The 17,339-nt window shown below is 61.2% G+C and carries 15 protein-coding genes and 2 tRNA genes; 16 read left to right on the forward strand and 1 reads right to left on the reverse strand.

All coding sequences use genetic code 11. The features are described 5' to 3' along the window. The first annotated feature begins 89 nt into the window (after window positions 1–89). From carB to LOY42_RS03315, 3 genes are read left to right on the forward strand one after another with little or no spacing between them, the layout of a single operon-like run. Window positions 90–3,311, forward strand: coding sequence for a carbamoyl-phosphate synthase large subunit (gene carB, locus LOY42_RS03305; protein WP_031314636.1), 3,222 nt, complete (start codon window positions 90–92; stop codon window positions 3,309–3,311). Further along, window positions 3,308–3,790: a transcription elongation factor GreA gene (gene greA / locus LOY42_RS03310; RefSeq protein WP_011532131.1), complete on the forward strand. Its 483-nt coding sequence runs from the start codon at window positions 3,308–3,310 to the stop codon at window positions 3,788–3,790. Before carB ends, greA begins: the two co-directional genes overlap by 4 nt. Continuing rightward, window positions 3,768–4,205, forward strand: a complete 438-nt coding sequence (locus LOY42_RS03315) for an MFS transporter (protein ID WP_102683190.1) — start codon at window positions 3,768–3,770, stop codon at window positions 4,203–4,205. Before greA ends, LOY42_RS03315 begins: the two co-directional genes overlap by 23 nt. A gap of 24 nt (window positions 4,206–4,229) precedes the next feature. Here the strand turns inward: LOY42_RS03315 and LOY42_RS03320 are convergent, their stop codons facing one another. Continuing rightward, a complete protein-coding gene (locus tag LOY42_RS03320) occupies window positions 4,230–4,538 on the reverse strand; it encodes a YhbY family RNA-binding protein (protein ID WP_102683191.1) in 309 nt (102 codons plus the stop codon). A 102-nt stretch (window positions 4,539–4,640) separates the two neighbouring features. Here LOY42_RS03320 and rlmE point away from each other — a divergent pair, with 102 nt between their 5' ends. From rlmE to truB, 13 genes are all read left to right on the forward strand, one after another. After that, window positions 4,641–5,267 (forward strand): 23S rRNA (uridine(2552)-2'-O)-methyltransferase RlmE, encoded by a 627-nt coding sequence (gene rlmE, locus LOY42_RS03325; protein WP_011532133.1) that lies wholly within the window; start codon window positions 4,641–4,643, stop codon window positions 5,265–5,267. A gap of 203 nt (window positions 5,268–5,470) precedes the next feature. Beyond that, window positions 5,471–7,378, forward strand: a complete 1,908-nt coding sequence (gene ftsH / locus LOY42_RS03330; RefSeq protein WP_038706866.1) for an ATP-dependent zinc metalloprotease FtsH — start codon at window positions 5,471–5,473, stop codon at window positions 7,376–7,378. 8 nt (window positions 7,379–7,386) lie between these two features. Continuing rightward, window positions 7,387–8,238 carry a dihydropteroate synthase gene (gene folP / locus LOY42_RS03335; RefSeq protein WP_139673717.1) on the forward strand — a complete coding sequence of 284 codons (852 nt, stop codon included), beginning with the start codon at window positions 7,387–7,389 and terminating at the stop codon, window positions 8,236–8,238. A 16-nt stretch (window positions 8,239–8,254) separates the two neighbouring features. Beyond that, entirely contained in the window at window positions 8,255–9,595 is a 1,341-nt protein-coding gene (gene glmM / locus LOY42_RS03340; RefSeq protein ID WP_110701750.1) for a phosphoglucosamine mutase, read from the forward strand. Between the two features lie 66 nt (window positions 9,596–9,661). Next, window positions 9,662–10,417 carry a triose-phosphate isomerase gene (tpiA, locus tag LOY42_RS03345; protein ID WP_139673714.1) on the forward strand — a complete coding sequence of 252 codons (756 nt, stop codon included), beginning with the start codon at window positions 9,662–9,664 and terminating at the stop codon, window positions 10,415–10,417. A 3-nt stretch (window positions 10,418–10,420) separates the two neighbouring features. After that, window positions 10,421–10,813 carry a preprotein translocase subunit SecG gene (secG, locus tag LOY42_RS03350; protein WP_258599792.1) on the forward strand — a complete coding sequence of 131 codons (393 nt, stop codon included), beginning with the start codon at window positions 10,421–10,423 and terminating at the stop codon, window positions 10,811–10,813. Between the two features lie 20 nt (window positions 10,814–10,833). Beyond that, window positions 10,834–10,919, forward strand: a tRNA-Leu gene (locus LOY42_RS03355). Between the two features lie 98 nt (window positions 10,920–11,017). Next, a tRNA-Met gene (locus LOY42_RS03360) sits at window positions 11,018–11,094 on the forward strand. Window positions 11,095–11,223: 129 nt separating this feature from the next. Next, a complete protein-coding gene (rimP, locus tag LOY42_RS03365; protein WP_038707604.1) occupies window positions 11,224–11,682 on the forward strand; it encodes a ribosome maturation factor RimP in 459 nt (152 codons plus the stop codon). A 59-nt stretch (window positions 11,683–11,741) separates the two neighbouring features. Then, the gene (gene nusA, locus LOY42_RS03370; protein ID WP_038706865.1) at window positions 11,742–13,223 is read left to right on the forward strand and encodes a transcription termination factor NusA; all 1,482 of its coding nucleotides are present in this window, start codon (window positions 11,742–11,744) and stop codon (window positions 13,221–13,223) included. 27 nt (window positions 13,224–13,250) lie between these two features. After that, a complete protein-coding gene (gene infB / locus LOY42_RS03375) occupies window positions 13,251–15,782 on the forward strand; it encodes a translation initiation factor IF-2 (protein ID WP_102683195.1) in 2,532 nt (843 codons plus the stop codon). A 117-nt stretch (window positions 15,783–15,899) separates the two neighbouring features. Beyond that, window positions 15,900–16,298: a 30S ribosome-binding factor RbfA gene (gene rbfA, locus LOY42_RS03380; RefSeq protein ID WP_023629337.1), complete on the forward strand. Its 399-nt coding sequence runs from the start codon at window positions 15,900–15,902 to the stop codon at window positions 16,296–16,298. A 3-nt stretch (window positions 16,299–16,301) separates the two neighbouring features. Further along, window positions 16,302–17,219: a tRNA pseudouridine(55) synthase TruB gene (gene truB, locus LOY42_RS03385; RefSeq protein ID WP_046854068.1), complete on the forward strand. Its 918-nt coding sequence runs from the start codon at window positions 16,302–16,304 to the stop codon at window positions 17,217–17,219. The last annotated feature ends 120 nt before the right edge of the window (window positions 17,220–17,339 follow it).

The following is a 17,339-nucleotide window of genomic DNA, read 5'->3' on the forward strand; positions in this document are numbered from 1 at the left end:
CCCCGGGCCGGCTTGTGCCGTGCCCGGAAGCGCCTGACCCAGATTGTTCAAAGCGGCTTGCCGACTGACCCCGGATTTGAGTGACCACCATGCCAAAACGTACAGACATCAAAAGCATCCTGATTCTCGGCGCTGGCCCGATCGTGATCGGCCAGGCCTGTGAGTTCGACTATTCCGGCGCCCAGGCCTGCAAGGCCCTGCGCGAGGAAGGTTTCCGCGTCATCCTGGTGAACTCCAACCCAGCCACCATCATGACCGACCCGGCCATGGCCGACGCCACCTACATCGAGCCGATCAAATGGCAATCGGTGGCCAAGATCATCGAGAAAGAGCGCCCGGACGCCGTCCTGCCGACCATGGGCGGCCAGACCGCGCTGAACTGCGCCCTGGACCTGGAGCGCCATGGCGTTCTGGAAAAGTTCGGCGTGGAGATGATCGGTGCCAACGCTGACACCATCGACAAGGCCGAAGACCGCTCGCGCTTCGACAAGGCCATGAAGGATATCGGCCTGGAGTGCCCGCGCTCGGGTATCGCCCACAGCATGGAAGAGGCCAATGCGGTCCTCGAGAAGCTCGGCTTCCCGTGCATCATCCGCCCATCGTTCACCATGGGCGGCACCGGTGGCGGGATTGCCTACAACCGTGAAGAGTTCGAAGAAATCTGCACCCGTGGTCTGGACCTGTCGCCGACCAAGGAACTGCTGATCGACGAATCGCTGATCGGTTGGAAGGAATACGAGATGGAGGTGGTCCGCGACAAGAAGGACAACTGCATCATCGTCTGCTCGATCGAGAACTTCGATCCGATGGGCGTGCACACCGGTGACTCGATCACCGTTGCTCCGGCACAGACCCTGACCGACAAGGAATACCAGATCATGCGCAACGCCTCGCTGGCGGTGCTGCGTGAAATCGGTGTCGAAACCGGCGGCTCCAACGTGCAGTTCGGCATCTGCCCGAACACCGGCCGCATGGTCGTGATCGAGATGAACCCGCGCGTCTCTCGCTCCTCGGCTCTGGCGTCCAAGGCCACCGGTTTCCCGATCGCCAAGATCGCCGCCAAGCTGGCCATCGGCTACACCCTCGACGAACTGCAGAACGACATCACCGGCGGCCGTACTCCGGCGTCCTTCGAGCCGTCGATCGACTACGTCGTCACCAAGCTGCCGCGCTTTGCCTTCGAGAAATTCCCCAAGGCCGATGCCCGCCTGACCACCCAGATGAAGTCTGTCGGTGAAGTCATGGCCATCGGCCGTACCTTCCAGGAATCCCTGCAGAAAGCCCTGCGTGGCCTGGAAGTCGGCGCCTGCGGCCTCGACCCGAAAGTCGACCTGGCCAGCCCGGAAGCGGCCAGCATCCTCAAGCGCGAACTGACCGTGCCGGGTGCTGAGCGTATCTGGTACGTGGCCGACGCCATGCGTTCGGGCATGACCATCGAGGAAATCTTCCAGCTGACCGGCATCGACCTGTGGTTCCTGGTGCAGATGGAAGACCTGATCAAGGAAGAAGAGAAGGTCAAGACCCTGGCCCTGTCGGCAATCGACAAGGACTACATGCTGCGCCTCAAGCGCAAGGGCTTCTCGGACCAGCGCCTGGCCAAGCTGCTCGGTATCACTGACAAGAACCTGCGCCGTCACCGCCACAAGCTGGAAGTGTTCCCGGTGTACAAGCGCGTCGACACCTGCGCCGCCGAGTTCGCCACCGACACTGCCTACCTGTACTCGACCTACGAGGAAGAGTGCGAGGCCAATCCGTCGACCCGCGACAAGATCATGATCCTGGGCGGTGGCCCGAACCGTATCGGCCAAGGCATCGAGTTCGACTACTGTTGCGTGCACGCTGCGCTGGCACTGCGTGAAGACGGTTACGAGACCATCATGGTCAACTGCAACCCGGAAACCGTCTCCACCGACTACGACACCTCCGACCGTCTGTACTTCGAGCCGCTGACCCTGGAAGACGTGCTGGAAGTCTGCCGCGTCGAGAAGCCGAAGGGCGTCATCGTCCACTACGGCGGCCAGACCCCGCTGAAACTGGCCCGTGCCCTGGAAGAAGCCGGCGTGCCAATCATCGGCACCAGCCCGGACGCCATCGACCGCGCCGAAGACCGCGAGCGTTTCCAGCAGATGGTTCAGCGCCTGAACCTGCTGCAGCCGCCAAACGCCACCGTGCGCAGCGAAGACGAAGCCATCAAGGCGGCCGGCACTATCGGCTACCCGCTGGTGGTGCGCCCGTCCTACGTACTGGGCGGCCGTGCGATGGAGATCGTCTACGAACTGGACGAACTCAAGCGCTACCTGCGTGAAGCGGTGCAAGTGTCCAACGACAGCCCGGTGCTGCTTGACCACTTCCTCAACTGCGCCATCGAGATGGACGTGGATGCGGTCTGCGACGGTACCGACGTGGTGATCGGCGCGATCATGCAGCACATCGAGCAGGCCGGCGTTCACTCCGGTGACTCGGCGTGCTCGCTGCCACCTTACTCGCTGAGCAAGGAAGTGCAGGACGAAGTCCGCGTACAGGTCAAGAAAATGGCCCTGGAGCTGGGCGTGGTCGGCCTGATGAACGTGCAGCTGGCCTTGCAGGGCGACAAGATCTACGTGATCGAGGTCAACCCGCGCGCCTCGCGTACCGTGCCGTTCGTGTCCAAGTGCATCGGCACCTCGCTGGCGATGATCGCCGCGCGCGTAATGGCTGGAAAAACCCTGAAAGAACTGGGCTTCACCCAGGAAATCATCCCGAACTTCTACAGCGTCAAGGAAGCCGTCTTCCCGTTCGCCAAGTTCCCGGGGGTTGACCCGATCCTCGGCCCTGAGATGAAATCCACCGGTGAAGTCATGGGTGTCGGCGACAGCTTCGGTGAAGCCTTCGCCAAGGCCCAGATGGGCGCCAGCGAAGTGCTGCCGACCGGCGGTACCGCGTTCATCAGCGTGCGTGACGACGACAAGCCACAAGTGGCTGGGGTTGCTCGCGACCTGATCGCCCTGGGCTTCGAAGTGGTTGCAACTGCAGGCACCGCCAAGGTTATCGAAGCGGCCGGCCTGAAAGTGCGCCGTGTGAACAAGGTGACCGAGGGTCGCCCGCACGTGGTCGACATGATCAAGAACGACGAAGTGTCGCTGATCATCAACACCACTGAAGGCCGCCAGTCGATTGCCGACTCCTACTCGATTCGTCGCAATGCGCTGCAGCACAAGATTTACTGCACCACCACCATTGCGGCCGGTGAAGCCATCTGCGAGGCGCTGAAATTCGGTCCGGAAAAGACCGTTCGTCGCCTGCAGGATCTGCATGCAGGACTCAAAGCATGAGCATTACCAAGTATCCGATGACCGTCCAGGGCGCTCGCGCCCTGGAAGAAGAGCATCTGTTCCTGAGCAAGACCGAGCGTCCGCGCCTGAGCCAGGCAATCGGCGAAGCTCGCGAGCTGGGCGACCTCAAGGAAAACGCCGAATACCATGCCGCCCGTGAGGAGCAGGGCATGGTCGAGGCGCGTATCCGCGATATCGAAGGCCGCCTGCAGAACTCGGTGGTGATCGACGTCACCACCATCGCCCACACCGGCAAGGTGATTTTCGGCACCACCGTGGTGCTGGCGAACACCGAGACCGATGAAGAGGTGACCTACCAGATCGTCGGCGAGGACGAGGCCGACGTGAAGCAGGGCAAGCTCTCCAGCGGTGCGCCGATCGCCCGTGCCATCATCGGCAAGGAAGAAGGTGATACTGTCGTCGTCAAGACGCCAAGTGGCACGGTCGAGTACGAGATTGTCGAAGTCAAGCACATCTGACCGGCGCCTGCGGGCGCCATCCCTCGAGGGGATCCTCTGGCAGCTGGCCCAGGTTTTCTGGGTCGGTGGCTTGTGGGTGTTCCACGTGGGGTTGGTGCCGGCGCTCAAGGTCAGTGGCCTTGCGCCGTTGCTGGTGCAGGATATTGCCGTGCAGATCGACCGTTGGTTGATCGGCGTGGCGCTGCTCGGGCTGTTGACCCAGCTGGCAGTATTGGCGAGGGTGGATGGCCTGGCGGCCTGGTGGCGGCAGTTCCGTGGGCAGATGCTGCTGCTTGGCTTTGCTGCCTGCCTCAGCTACTACACCCTGCGCTACGGGATCTCCGTGGGTGAGCGCTGGCAGATGTTCTGCTTTTTGGTGCTGGGCTTCTCCGGCATCGTGCTGGTTGCCCAGCCGGTTCCGGTCAGGGCGCGCTAGGCGCGCCACTGATCGGCGCCACTGTTACTTGTAACGGTGGATGTTGGACAGCTGCTTGTTCGGCTGTGGGTTCTTTCGGTAGATCAGCGCTTTCTTGCCGATGGTCTGCACCAGTTCGGCGCGGCCGACCTTGCACAGTTCGGCAATCGCGGCGGCGCGCTCTTCACGGTCTTCCGAACGGATTTCGACCTTGATCAGCTCGTGATCGGCCAAGGCGCGCTCCAGTTCGGCGGCGACGCCTTCGTTCACACCGTTGCCAGCAACGATCAGGACCGGCTTCAGGTCATGACCAATGGACTTGTATTGCTTCTTCTGCTCGTTATTGAGCGGCATAATCTGACCCTTTTCGTCTGATTCTGTAAAATTGACGGGCATTTTACCCGAGGGCCCCTGGCTCCGCCCAGTCAAACACGACGCATATCATCGAGGTGCCCCGTGGTACAACGTTCCAAAAGCAGCGCCAACTGGCTGCGTGAACATTTCAACGACCCTTTTGTGAAGCAAGCGCAGAAGGATGGTTATCGCTCGCGTGCGAGCTACAAGCTGCTGGAGATCCAGGAGAAAGATCGCCTGATCCGCCCCGGCATGAGCGTGATCGACCTCGGCGCAGCGCCAGGTGGCTGGTCGCAGGTGACCAGTCGTCTGATTGGCGGCCAAGGGCGGTTGATCGCCTCGGACATCCTGGAAATGGACTCGATCCCGGACGTTACCTTCATCCAGGGCGACTTTACCCAGGACGAAGTGCTGCAGCAGATCCTGCAGGCGGTCGGTGATTCGCACGTAGACCTTGTGATTTCCGATATGGCCCCCAATATGAGTGGTACGCCCGCGGTGGACATGCCGCGTGCCATGTTCCTCTGCGAACTGGCCCTGGATCTGGCGACCCGCGTGCTCAAGCCCGGCGGGGATTTCCTGATCAAGATCTTCCAGGGCGAGGGTTTCGACATGTACCTGAAGGACGTGCGCAGCAAGTTCGACAAGGTGCAGATGCGCAAGCCGTCGTCCTCGCGGGATCGTTCCCGCGAACAGTACCTGTTGGGCAAGGGTTTCAAGGGAGCGTGAAAGGCGTGCTGCGGGGTTGCCGATAGTTATTTCCAATCGGCGGCTCCGTCTGGATCGTCCGAACTTCGTGTAGTCTAGCTTTCACAAAGGGTTACAGACGGTGCCTGCGGATGCGTGGGTAATGTAGTAAGTTAGGGCGATGAATATCATGCGAGGCACGGCTGCGTCGTGCGCCGGCCTCAGAGGGTAGCGAATTGAACGACATGGCAAAGAATCTGATCCTCTGGTTGATCATCGCCGCCGTCCTGGTGACGGTGATGAACAACTTCTCGAGCCCTAACGAGCCGCAGACCCTCAACTATTCCGACTTCATCCAGCAGGTCAAGGATGGCAAGGTCGAGCGCGTGACCGTCGACGGCTACATCATTACCGGCAAGCGCACCGACGGCGACAACTTCAAGACCGTCCGCCCAGCCATCACGGATAACGGCCTGATCGGCGACCTGGTCGATAACCACGTCACCGTCGAAGGCAAGCAGCCTGAGCAGCAGAGCATCTGGACGCAACTGTTGGTCGCCAGCTTCCCGATTCTGGTGATCATCGCCGTGTTCATGTTCTTCATGCGCCAGATGCAGGGCGGTGCCGGTGGTAAAGGCGGCCCGATGAGCTTCGGCAAGAGCAAGGCGCGCCTGCTGTCCGAAGATCAGGTCAAGACTACCCTGGCTGACGTTGCCGGTTGCGACGAGGCCAAGGAAGAAGTTGGCGAACTGGTCGAGTTCCTGCGTGACCCTGGCAAGTTCCAGCGCCTGGGTGGCCGCATCCCCCGCGGTGTGCTGATGGTCGGCCCGCCCGGTACCGGTAAGACCCTGCTGGCCAAGGCCATCGCCGGCGAAGCCAAGGTGCCGTTCTTCACCATTTCCGGTTCCGACTTCGTCGAGATGTTCGTCGGCGTGGGTGCCAGCCGCGTGCGCGACATGTTCGAGCAGGCCAAGAAGCACGCACCATGCATCATCTTCATCGACGAGATCGACGCCGTCGGCCGCCACCGTGGCGCCGGCATGGGCGGCGGTCACGACGAGCGTGAGCAGACCCTGAACCAGTTGCTGGTCGAAATGGATGGCTTCGAGATGAACGATGGCATCATCGTCATCGCCGCCACCAACCGCCCTGACGTGCTCGACCCGGCGCTGCTGCGCCCGGGCCGCTTCGACCGCCAGGTGGTGGTCGGCCTGCCGGACATCCGTGGTCGTGAGCAGATCCTCAAAGTGCACATGCGCAAGGTGCCAATCGGCGAGAACGTCAACGCGGCGGTCATCGCCCGCGGTACCCCTGGCTTCTCCGGTGCCGACCTGGCCAACCTGGTCAACGAGGCGTCGCTGTTCGCTGCCCGTTCCAGCAAGCGCGTGGTCGAGATGAAGGAGTTCGAGCTGGCCAAGGACAAGATCATGATGGGCGCCGAGCGCAAGACCATGGTCATGTCCGAGAAAGAGAAGCAGAACACCGCTTACCACGAAGCTGGTCACGCCATCGTCGGCCGTGTCGTCCCCGAGCATGATCCGGTGTACAAGGTGTCGATCATTCCGCGTGGTCGTGCCCTGGGTGTGACCATGTTCCTGCCGGAAGAAGACCGTTACAGCCTGTCCAAGCGTGCGCTGATCAGCCAGATCTGCTCGCTTTACGGCGGTCGTATCGCTGAAGAGATGACCCTGGGCTTCGACGGTGTGACCACTGGCGCCTCCAACGACATCATGCGTGCGAGCCAGATTGCTCGGAACATGGTCACCAAGTGGGGCCTGTCCGAAAAACTCGGGCCGCTGATGTACGCCGAAGAAGAGGGCGAGGTGTTCCTCGGCCGCAGCGCGGGTAGCCAGCATGCCAGCGTTTCCGGCGAGACGGCGAAGATGATCGACTCCGAAGTACGCAGCATCATCGACCAGTGCTATGCCACGGCCAAGCAGATTCTCACCGACAATCGCGACAAGCTCGACGCCATGGCCGAGGCATTGATGAAGTACGAAACCATCGATGCCGACCAGATCGACGACATCATGGCTGGCCGCACTCCGCGTGAGCCACGTGACTGGGACAACGATGCCGGGACCTCTGGCAAGCAGGCTTCCCAGGATGATCGTCCGGAGTCGCCGATCGGCGGTCCAGCGGCTCAACACTAAGGGCATCTATGAGCTCTAAGCAGTACCCGGCCCGGTTGCCTTGTGGCAACCGGGTTCTTGATTTGTCCCGTACCCATGTCATGGGTATTCTCAACGTCACCCCAGACTCGTTCTCCGATGGTGGGCGCTTCAATCAGCGCGACGAGGCCCTGCGTCATGCTGAAGCCATGGTTTCAGCGGGTGCTACGCTGATCGATGTCGGAGGCGAGTCCACCCGGCCTGGTGCGCGAGCGGTATCCCCGCTCGAGGAGTTGGAACGCGTCGCGCCGATCGTCGAAGCGATCAACAGCCGGCTCGACGTGGTCATCTCGGTCGATACCTCGACGCCCGCGGTCATGCGCGAATCCGCGCGCCTCGGCGCTGGCTTGATCAACGACGTGCGCGCCCTGGAGCGCGACGGTGCGCTGGATGCGGCGGCGGACACCGGCTTGCCGGTGTGTCTCATGCACATGCGCGGCGAGCCGGGCAACATGCAGGACAATCCGCAGTATGAAGATGTGACAGCCGATGTTACGCGCTATCTTGAACAGCGTATGGCTGCCTGCGCGGCGGCTGGCATCGGGGCTGAACGCATCCTCCTCGACCCGGGGTTCGGCTTTGCCAAGACCCTTGAGCACAACCTCAGCCTTTTCAAACACATGGAAGCGCTCTATCGCCTCGGGAGGCCGCTTCTGGTGGGCGTCTCGCGCAAGAGCATGATCGGCCTCGCGCTGGGTCGCCCCGTTGGTGAGCGCCTGTACGGTAGCCTGGCGCTGGCGGCATTGGCCATGACCAAGGGTGCGAGCATCCTGCGGGTGCATGACGTGGCGGAAACCGTCGACGTGGTGCGCATGATCGCGGCCGTGCAGAACGCCGAATAAGAACATTGGAGTCACTATGAGCAGAAAATACTTTGGTACCGATGGTATCCGTGGTCGCGTTGGCCAGTTCCCCATCACCCCGGACTTCATGCTGAAACTCGGCTGGGCGGCGGGCATGGCCTTCCGCAAGCAGGGAAATTGCCGAGTGCTGGTCGGCAAGGACACGCGTATCTCGGGTTACATGTTCGAGTCCGCGCTGGAGGCCGGCCTGTCTGCGGCCGGCGCCGATGTGATGCTGCTCGGGCCGATGCCGACGCCTGCCATCGCTTACCTGACGCGCACTTTCCATGCTGAAGCGGGTATCGTCATCAGCGCCTCGCACAATCCGCATGATGACAACGGCATCAAGTTTTTCTCCGGCGCCGGTACCAAGCTGCCGGATGAAGTCGAGCTGATGATCGAGGAACTGCTCGACCAGCCGATGACCGTTGTCGAGTCCAGCAAGCTGGGCAAGGTTTCGCGTATCAACGACGCGGCGGGGCGCTATATCGAGTTCTGCAAGAGCAGCGTGCCCAGTAGCACCAGCTTCGATGGCCTCAAGATCGTGGTGGACTGCGCGCACGGCGCCACCTACAAGGTCGCGCCGAGCGTGTTCCGTGAGCTCGGTGCCGAAGTCACGGTACTGCACGCAGCGCCAGATGGCCTGAACATCAACGAGGGCTGTGGTTCGACCCATATCGAGTCGCTGCAGGCCGCGGTGCTGGTCGGGCATGCGGACATCGGCATCGCCTTCGACGGCGACGGTGACCGTGTGCTGATGGTCGACCACACCGGCACTATCGTCGACGGCGACGAGTTGCTGTTCATCATTGGCCGCGACTTGCAGGAGCGCGGCAAGCTGCAAGGCGGCGTGGTCGGTACGTTGATGAGCAACCTGGGCCTGGAGTTGGCGTTCAAGGAGCTTGATATTCCGTTCGTGCGCGCCAAGGTGGGTGATCGCTACGTGATGGCCGAGCTGCTCGAGCGCGAATGGCTGCTGGGTGGCGAAAATTCCGGGCATGTCGTCTGCGGTAGCCACACCACCACGGGAGACGCGATCATCGCCGCGCTGCAGGTGCTGATGGCGCTCAAGCGCCGAGGCGAGAACCTTGCCCAGGCACGCCAGGCGGTGCGCAAATGCCCTCAGGTGCTGATCAACGTGCGTTTCGCCGCAGGCAAGAGCGATCCCTTGGAAAACCCTTTGGTCAAGGAGGCTAGCGCCAAGGCGACCGAGGCCATGGCGGGGCGCGGCCGTGTGTTGCTGCGCAAGTCGGGTACCGAGCCGTTGGTGCGGGTGATGGTAGAGGGTGACGACGAAACCCAGGTGCGCGGCCATGCCGAAGCCCTGGCCAAGCTCGTTGAAGAAGTTTGTGCCTGAAAGAGGCTTGCCAGCGCAGATCGGGTTGGGTAAGATCTGCGCCCACTTTGACCGACGAGGTAAAGCATGCGTCGCCCCATGGTAGCTGGTAACTGGAAGATGCACGGTACCCGCGCCAGCGTCGCTGAGCTGACTCAGGGGTTGGGCAAAATGCTCATTCCCGACGGTATCGAAGTCGCGGTGTTTCCACCGGCCCTGTTCATCAATGAAGTTGTTGATGGGCTGAAAGGCAAGGGGATCATCGTTGGAGCACAGAATTCTGCGGTACAGCCCGAGCAGGGCGCACTGACCGGTGAAGTTGCACCGAGTCAGTTGTCAGAAGTCGGTTGCAAGTTGGTGTTGATCGGCCATTCGGAGCGTCGCCAGATTATCGGCGAAAGTGACGAAGTGCTGAATCAAAAGTTTGCAGCCGCACAGAAAAGTGGTTTGACGCCAGTGCTCTGTGTAGGGGAAACTCTCGCCGAGCGTGAAGCAGGCAAGACGCTCGAAGTTGTAGGGCGTCAACTAAGCAGTGTAATCGACGCGTTCGGTATCGCCGCTTTTGCCAATGCAGTAATTGCCTATGAGCCTGTATGGGCCATTGGTACAGGTTTGACGGCCTCGCCCCAGCAAGCGCAGGATGTGCATGCAGCCATCCGCAAGCAGTTGGCGGAAAAGGACGCCGAAGTTGCCCGCAAGGTGCAGCTTCTCTACGGCGGCAGCGTGAAGGCGGCTAATGCGGCCGAACTGTTCGGCATGCCGGATATCGATGGGGGGCTCATTGGTGGAGCGTCCCTGAATGCAGACGAATTCGGTGCAATTTGTCGCGCCGCAGGAAACTGAAAAATGCTGGAAACAGTCGTAGTTGTTTTTCATCTGTTGGCAGCACTGTCACTGGTAGTCATGGTGTTGTTGCAGCAGGGTAAAGGTGCGGAAGCAGGTGCATCTTTCGGCGCAGGTGCTTCAAATACTGTGTTCGGAAGCCAAGGTTCCGCTACCTTTTTGAGTAAAGTTACTGCTATACTTGCCGCCACTTTCTTTTTGACTGCACTTGGGTTAGGATACTTCGCCAAGCAGCAGGCTCACCAGCTGACTCAAGCTGGTCTGCCAGATCCAGCAGTGCTGGAAGTCAAAGAGCAAAAGCCGGCAGTCAATGATGATGTACCGGTGCTCCAGCAGCAGAAGAGTGAAACCACCAGCTCTGGTGATGTACCTCCTCCAGCCAAAGAGCAGCAGTAACGGGTTTCAAATGTAGTATTGCCGAGGTGGTGGAATTGGTAGACACGCAACCTTGAGGTGGTTGTGCCCATAGGGTGTAGGGGTTCGAGTCCCCTTCTCGGTACCAATTGAAGCATGAGAGCCCGCTTTAGCGGGCTTTCTTGCAGGTGGAGGTCGGATTGACCCAGCAAAGGGTTCAGTCTTATACTTTCGCCCCAGCTTTGTCGCGGGGTGGAGCAGCTTGGTAGCTCGTCGGGCTCATAACCCGAAGGTCGTTGGTTCAAATCCAGCCCCCGCAACCAGCTTCAGCAGAGCCCCTTTTCAGGGGCTTTTTGCTAGCCGAACAGTTTTGGCGTCGTTGTCCAACGGCGCTTTCAGGGATGGGCGCTTCGCCCATTTTTTATTTGCACAGCATGCACGAGGGGGTTCAGGTGTCGAGCAAGCTAGAACAGTTGCAGGCCTTGTTGGCCCCGGTTGTCGAGGGCCTGGGCTACCAATGCTGGGGGATCGAATACGTCTCCCAAGGCAAGCATTCGGTACTGCGTATCTATATCGACAAGGAAGGCGGCATCCTGGTGGAAGACTGCGAAGCCGTCAGCCGTCAGGCCAGCGCCATCCTCGATGTGGAAGATCCGATCAGCTCTGAATATACCCTCGAGGTGTCCTCTCCAGGCATGGACCGCCCGCTGTTCACCTTAGAACAGTTTGCAGCGCATGCCGGCGAGCAGGTGAAGATCAAGCTGCGTACGCCCTTCGAGGGCCGTCGTAACTTCCAGGGCCTTCTCCGTGGTGTGGAGGAACAGGATGTGGTGGTGCAGGTAGACCAGCACGAGTTCCTGTTGCCGATCGACTCGATCGACAAGGCCAATATTATTCCCAGTTTTGACTGAGACGTGCCGGGCCCGGCGGATGTTCCGGGGCCAATGGCTTGCGCAAGGCGAGGCGTACGATGAGCAAAGAAGTACTGCTGGTTGTTGAATCGGTATCCAACGAGAAAGGTGTACCGCCAGGCGTCATTTTCGAAGCGCTGGAAGTGGCCCTGGCCACTGCAACCAAAAAACGTTTTGAGGACGAAGTCGACCTGCGTGTGGAAATCAACCGCCACACCGGTAGCTACGAGACCTTCCGCCGCTGGACCGTGGTCGATGAAAACGACCTGGATGATCCGGCGATCGAGACCTGGCTGGAAAAGATCCAGGACACGCACCCGGATGCCAAGATCGGTGACGTGATCGAAGAGAAGATCGAGTCGATCGAGTTCGGTCGCATCGCCGCGCAGACCGCCAAACAGGTCATCGTGCAGAAGGTCCGCGAGGCCGAGCGCGCCCAGGTGGTCGATGCCTACCGCGAGCGCGTGGGCGAGATCATCTCCGGTACTGTCAAGAAGGTCACCCGCGACAACGTCATCGTCGACCTGGGCAACAATGCCGAGGCGCTGCTGGCGCGTGAAGACATCATTCCCCGTGAGACCTTCCGTGTCGGCGTGCGTCTGCGTGCGCTGCTCAAGGAAATCCGCACCGAGAACCGCGGCCCGCAGCTGATCCTGTCGCGCACCGCGCCGCAGATGCTGATCGAGCTGTTCCGCATCGAAGTGCCGGAAATCGCCGAAGGCCTCATCGAAGTCATGGCCGCCTCCCGTGATCCGGGTTCGCGTGCCAAGATCGCCGTCCGCTCCAAGGACAAGCGCATCGACCCGCAGGGTGCCTGTATCGGCATGCGTGGTTCGCGCGTCCAGGCCGTATCCGGCGAGCTGGGTGGCGAGCGTGTGGATATCGTCCTCTGGGACGAGAACCCGGCGCAGTTCGTCATCAACGCCATGTCGCCGGCAGAGGTTGCCGCGATCATCGTTGACGAGGACGCCCATGCGATGGATATCGCCGTTGCCGAGGACAACCTGGCCCAGGCGATTGGCCGTGGTGGCCAGAACGTCCGCCTGGCCAGCCAGCTGACCGCATGGACCCTGAACGTGATGACCGAGAAGGACATCCAGGCCAAGCAGCAAGCTGAAACCGGCGACATCCTGCGTAATTTTGTCGAGGAACTGGAAGTCGACGAGGAGCTGGCACAAGTGCTGGTCGACGAAGGCTTTACCAGCCTCGAAGAAATTGCCTACGTACCGTTGGAAGAAATGCTCAACATCGATGGCTTTGACGAGGAAATCGTCAATGAGCTCCGCGCTCGAGCCAAGGACCGTTTGTTGACCAAGGCCATCGCTACCGAAGAAAAACTGGCAGACGCCCATCCGGCCGAAGACCTGCTCTCCCTTGAGGGCATGGACAAGGACCTGGCGGCGGAACTGGCGGTGCGCGGCGTGGTTAACCGCGAAGACCTGGCCGAGCAGTCGATCGACGACCTGCTCGACATCGACGGCATCGACGAAGAGCGTGCCGGCAAGTTGATCATGGCCGCCCGAGCCCACTGGTTCGAGTAATTAGGCGCGGCCTGAGGAGAGAAGTGCATGACGCAAGTCACGGTGAAAGAACTGGCCCAAGAGGTCGAGGCACCGGTAGAGCGCCTGCTGCAGCAGATGCGTGAGGCAGGTCTGCCGCACACCGACGCCGGTCAGGTAGTGACCGACAATGAGAAGCAGACCCTGCTGACTCATTTGAAGAGCAGCCACAAGAGCAAGGCGGAAGAGCCGCGCAAGATTACCTTGCAGCGCAAGACCACCAGCACTCTGCGTGTCGCCGGTAGCAAAAGCATCAGCGTAGAAGTACGCAAGAAGAAGGTATTCGTGCAGCGCAGCCCGGAAGAGATCCAGGCTGAGCAGAAACGCGAACAGGAAGAGCGCCGTGCGGCTGAAAACGCAGCCCGCGACAAAATTGAAGCCGAAGTTCGCCAGCGTAACGAGGAGCAGGCACGCCGTCAGGCCGCTGAAACTCCGGCCGTTGCGCCAGTGGCCAAGGCTGAACCTGCTGCTGCCCCGGTAGTGGCCAACGCACCGGTGTCCGAAGACGCTGCTGCGCGTGCTGCCGAGCGCAAGAAGGACGAGACCCGTCGTAACGAAAGCCGCACCCGTGATGACGATCGTCGCGGTGGTGGCCAAGCTACCGCCGGCCGTGGCGAAGCGCCGCGCATGTCGGTCAAGGTCAAGGTCAAGGAGAAGGAAAAGGCTCCGACTCCGCGCGCCGCGCCGCGTACCACCGATGAAGAAAGCGATGGTTTCCGTCGTCGCGGTGGCAAGGGTAAAGGCAAGAAGCGCAATGCGCATGGCTTCCAGAGCCCGACTGGCCCGGTTATCCGTGACGTGGCGATCGGCGAGACCATCACTGTCTCCGATCTGGCCAACCAGATGTCCGTCAAGGGCGCTGAAGTGGTCAAGTTCATGTTCAAGATGGGGACTCCGGTCACCATCAACCAGGTGCTCGACCAGGAAACCGCTCAGCTGGTAGCAGAAGAGCTGGGCCACAAGGTAACCCTGATCAGCGACACTGCCCTGGAAGACTCCCTGGCCGAATCGCTGAAGTTCGAAGGCGAGACCACCTCTCGTGCGCCGGTCGTGACCGTCATGGGCCACGTCGACCACGGCAAGACCTCGCTGCTCGACTACATCCGTCGTGCCAAGGTTGCTGCTGGCGAGGCCGGTGGTATCACCCAGCACATCGGTGCCTACCACGTCGAAACCGACCGTGGCATGGTCACCTTCCTCGACACCCCTGGCCACGCTGCGTTCACGCAAATGCGCGCCCGTGGTGCCAAGGCGACCGACATCGTCATCCTGGTGGTGGCGGCGGACGACGGTGTGATGCCACAGACCCGCGAAGCCGTACAGCATGCCAAGGCAGCTGGCGTACCGCTGGTCGTTGCAGTGAACAAGATCGACAAGCCAGGCGCAGACCTCGACCGCATCCGTAACGAGCTGTCCGTCGAAGGCGTGACCTCCGAGGAGTGGGGTGGTGATACCCCGTTCGTCAAGGTTTCGGCGAAGATGGGTACCGGCGTCGACGAGTTGCTCGAAGCTGTCCTGTTGCAGGCCGAGATTCTCGAACTCAAGGCTACCCCGACCGCCCCTGGTCGTGGTGTCGTGGTCGAGTCGCGTCTGGACAAGGGCCGTGGCCCGGTGGCGACCATCCTGGTTCAGGACGGCACCCTGCGTCAGGGCGACATGGTCCTGGTCGGCTCCAACTATGGCCGCGTGCGTGCCATGCTCGACGAGAACGGCAAGCCTGTGAAGGAAGCCGGCCCGTCGATCCCGGTCGAGATCCTCGGCCTGGATGGTACGCCGGATGCCGGCGAAGAGATGTCGGTGGTTGCCGACGAGAAGAAAGCGCGTGAAGTTGCGCTGTTCCGTCAAGGCAAGTTCCGTGAGGTCAAGCTGGCCCGTGCTCACGCCGGCAAGCTGGAAAACATCTTCGAGACCATGGGTCAGGAAGAGAAGAAAACCCTCAACATCGTCCTCAAGACCGACGTGCGCGGTTCCCTCGAGGCGCTGCAAGGTTCGCTCGGCGGCCTGGGCAACGACGAAGTTCAGGTTCGCGTCATCGGTGGCGGCGTCGGTGGTATCACCGAAAGCGACGCCAACCTGGCGCTGGCGTCCAACGCTGTACTGTTCGGCTTCAACGTGCGTGCCGATGCCGGCGCGCGCAAGATCGTCGAGCAGGAAGGTCTGGATATGCGTTACTACAACGTGATCTACGACATCATCGAAGACGTCAAGAAAGCCCTGACCGGCATGCTCGGCAGCGATGTTCGCGAGAACATCCTGGGTGTCGCCGAAGTCCGTGACGTGTTCCGTTCGCCGAAGTTCGGCGCCATCGCTGGCTGTATGGTCATCGAGGGTACCGTGTACCGCAACCGTCCGATCCGCGTTCTGCGCGACGACGTGGTGATCTTCGAAGGCGAGCTGGAGTCGCTGCGTCGCTTCAAGGACGATGCGTCCGAAGTACGCAACGGCATGGAGTGCGGTATTGGCGTCAAGAGCTACAACGACGTCAAGGTCGGCGACAAGATCGAAGTGTTCGAGAAAGTCCAGGTGGCTCGTACCCTGTAAGGGCCGAGCGTGGTGCAGGCCCCGCCCCAGGGCGGTTGCCTGAACCTCTGAAGGTAGCGCCCGGTCAGGCTTCGAGCTTGACCGGGCGTTTGCCGCTTTAAGATACAGGTAGCAAGAATGGCAAAAGAATACAGCCGTACCCAACGTATCGGTGATCAGATGCAGCGTGAGCTTGCAGAGCTGATCCGCCGTGAAGTCAAAGACCCGCGTGTCGGCCTGGTGACCATCACCGCCGTCGACGTCAGCCGTGACCTCGGCCATGCCAAGGTGTTCATCACCGTCATGGGCGAAGAAACCCCGGACGCCGTCAAGCAGTCGCTCAAGGCCTTGAACAGCGCCGCCAGCTTCCTGCGTCTGCACCTGGGGCGCTCGATGCAACTGCGCAGCGTGCCGCAGCTGCATTTCCACTTCGATGAAAGCGTGAGCCGCGGTGTGCATCTGTCGGCGCTGATCGAACGTGCGGTGGCCGAAGACCGCCAGCACCAGGATGCCGACGCGCCGGACACCAAGGAGTAAGCGGTGGCCCAGGTCAAACGTATCCGCCGCAACGTCAGCGGCATCATCCTGCTCGACAAGCCGCTGGGGTTCACCTCCAACGCTGCCCTGCAGAAGGTCCGCTGGCTGCTCAACGCAGAGAAGGCCGGCCACACCGGCAGCCTCGACCCGCTGGCCACCGGCGTGCTGCCGCTGTGCTTCGGCGAGGCCACCAAGTTCTCGCAGTACCTGCTCGATTCCGACAAGGGCTACGAGACAGTGATGCAGATGGGCCAGACCACCACCACCGGGGACGCCGAAGGCGAAGTGCTGAAGACCCGCGACGTGACCGTTGGTCGCGCCGACATCGAAGCGGTCATCCCGCGTTTTCGCGGTGAAATCCAGCAGGTGCCGCCGATGTACTCGGCCCTCAAACGCGACGGCCAGCCGCTGTACAAACTGGCGCGCGCAGGAGAGGTAGTGGAGCGCGAGGCGCGTTCTGTTACTATTGGCCGGCTGGACCTGCTGGAGTGCGAAGGCACCCGGGCACGCCTGTCGGTTGGCTGCAGCAAGGGAACCTATATTCGCACCCTGGTGGAGGATATGGGCGAGGCGTTGGGCTGTGGTGCCTACGTCGCCGAGCTACGCCGCACCCAGGCCGGCCCCTTCGAGCTGGCCCAGACCGTCACGCTCGAAGAGCTGGAACAGGCTCACGCCGAAGGTGGCAACGAAGCGCTCGATCGCTTCCTGATGCCCTCGGACAGCGGCTTGCAGGACTGGCCATTGGTGGTATTGTCCGAGCACAGCGCGTTCTATTGGCTACATGGCCAGGCAGTACGTGCGCCGGACGCGCCGCAATTCGGCATGGTCCGCGTACAGGATCACAATGCCCGCTTCATCGGTATCGGTGAGGTGAGCGAAGACGGGCGCATTGCGCCGCGTCGACTGATTCGGTCGGAATGACCGATACCACAGGGCGAGGTCAACGCTTTGCCCTGCGGATTCGAGGATGGCTGTCAGTAGGCACGGTCATTACTCTTTTTATTAATACAGGGATCCAGTCCCTGGCCTATTGGACCCCGC

The sequence above is a fragment of the Pseudomonas sp. B21-023 genome (assembly GCF_024749165.1).
Classification (GTDB): domain Bacteria; phylum Pseudomonadota; class Gammaproteobacteria; order Pseudomonadales; family Pseudomonadaceae; genus Aquipseudomonas.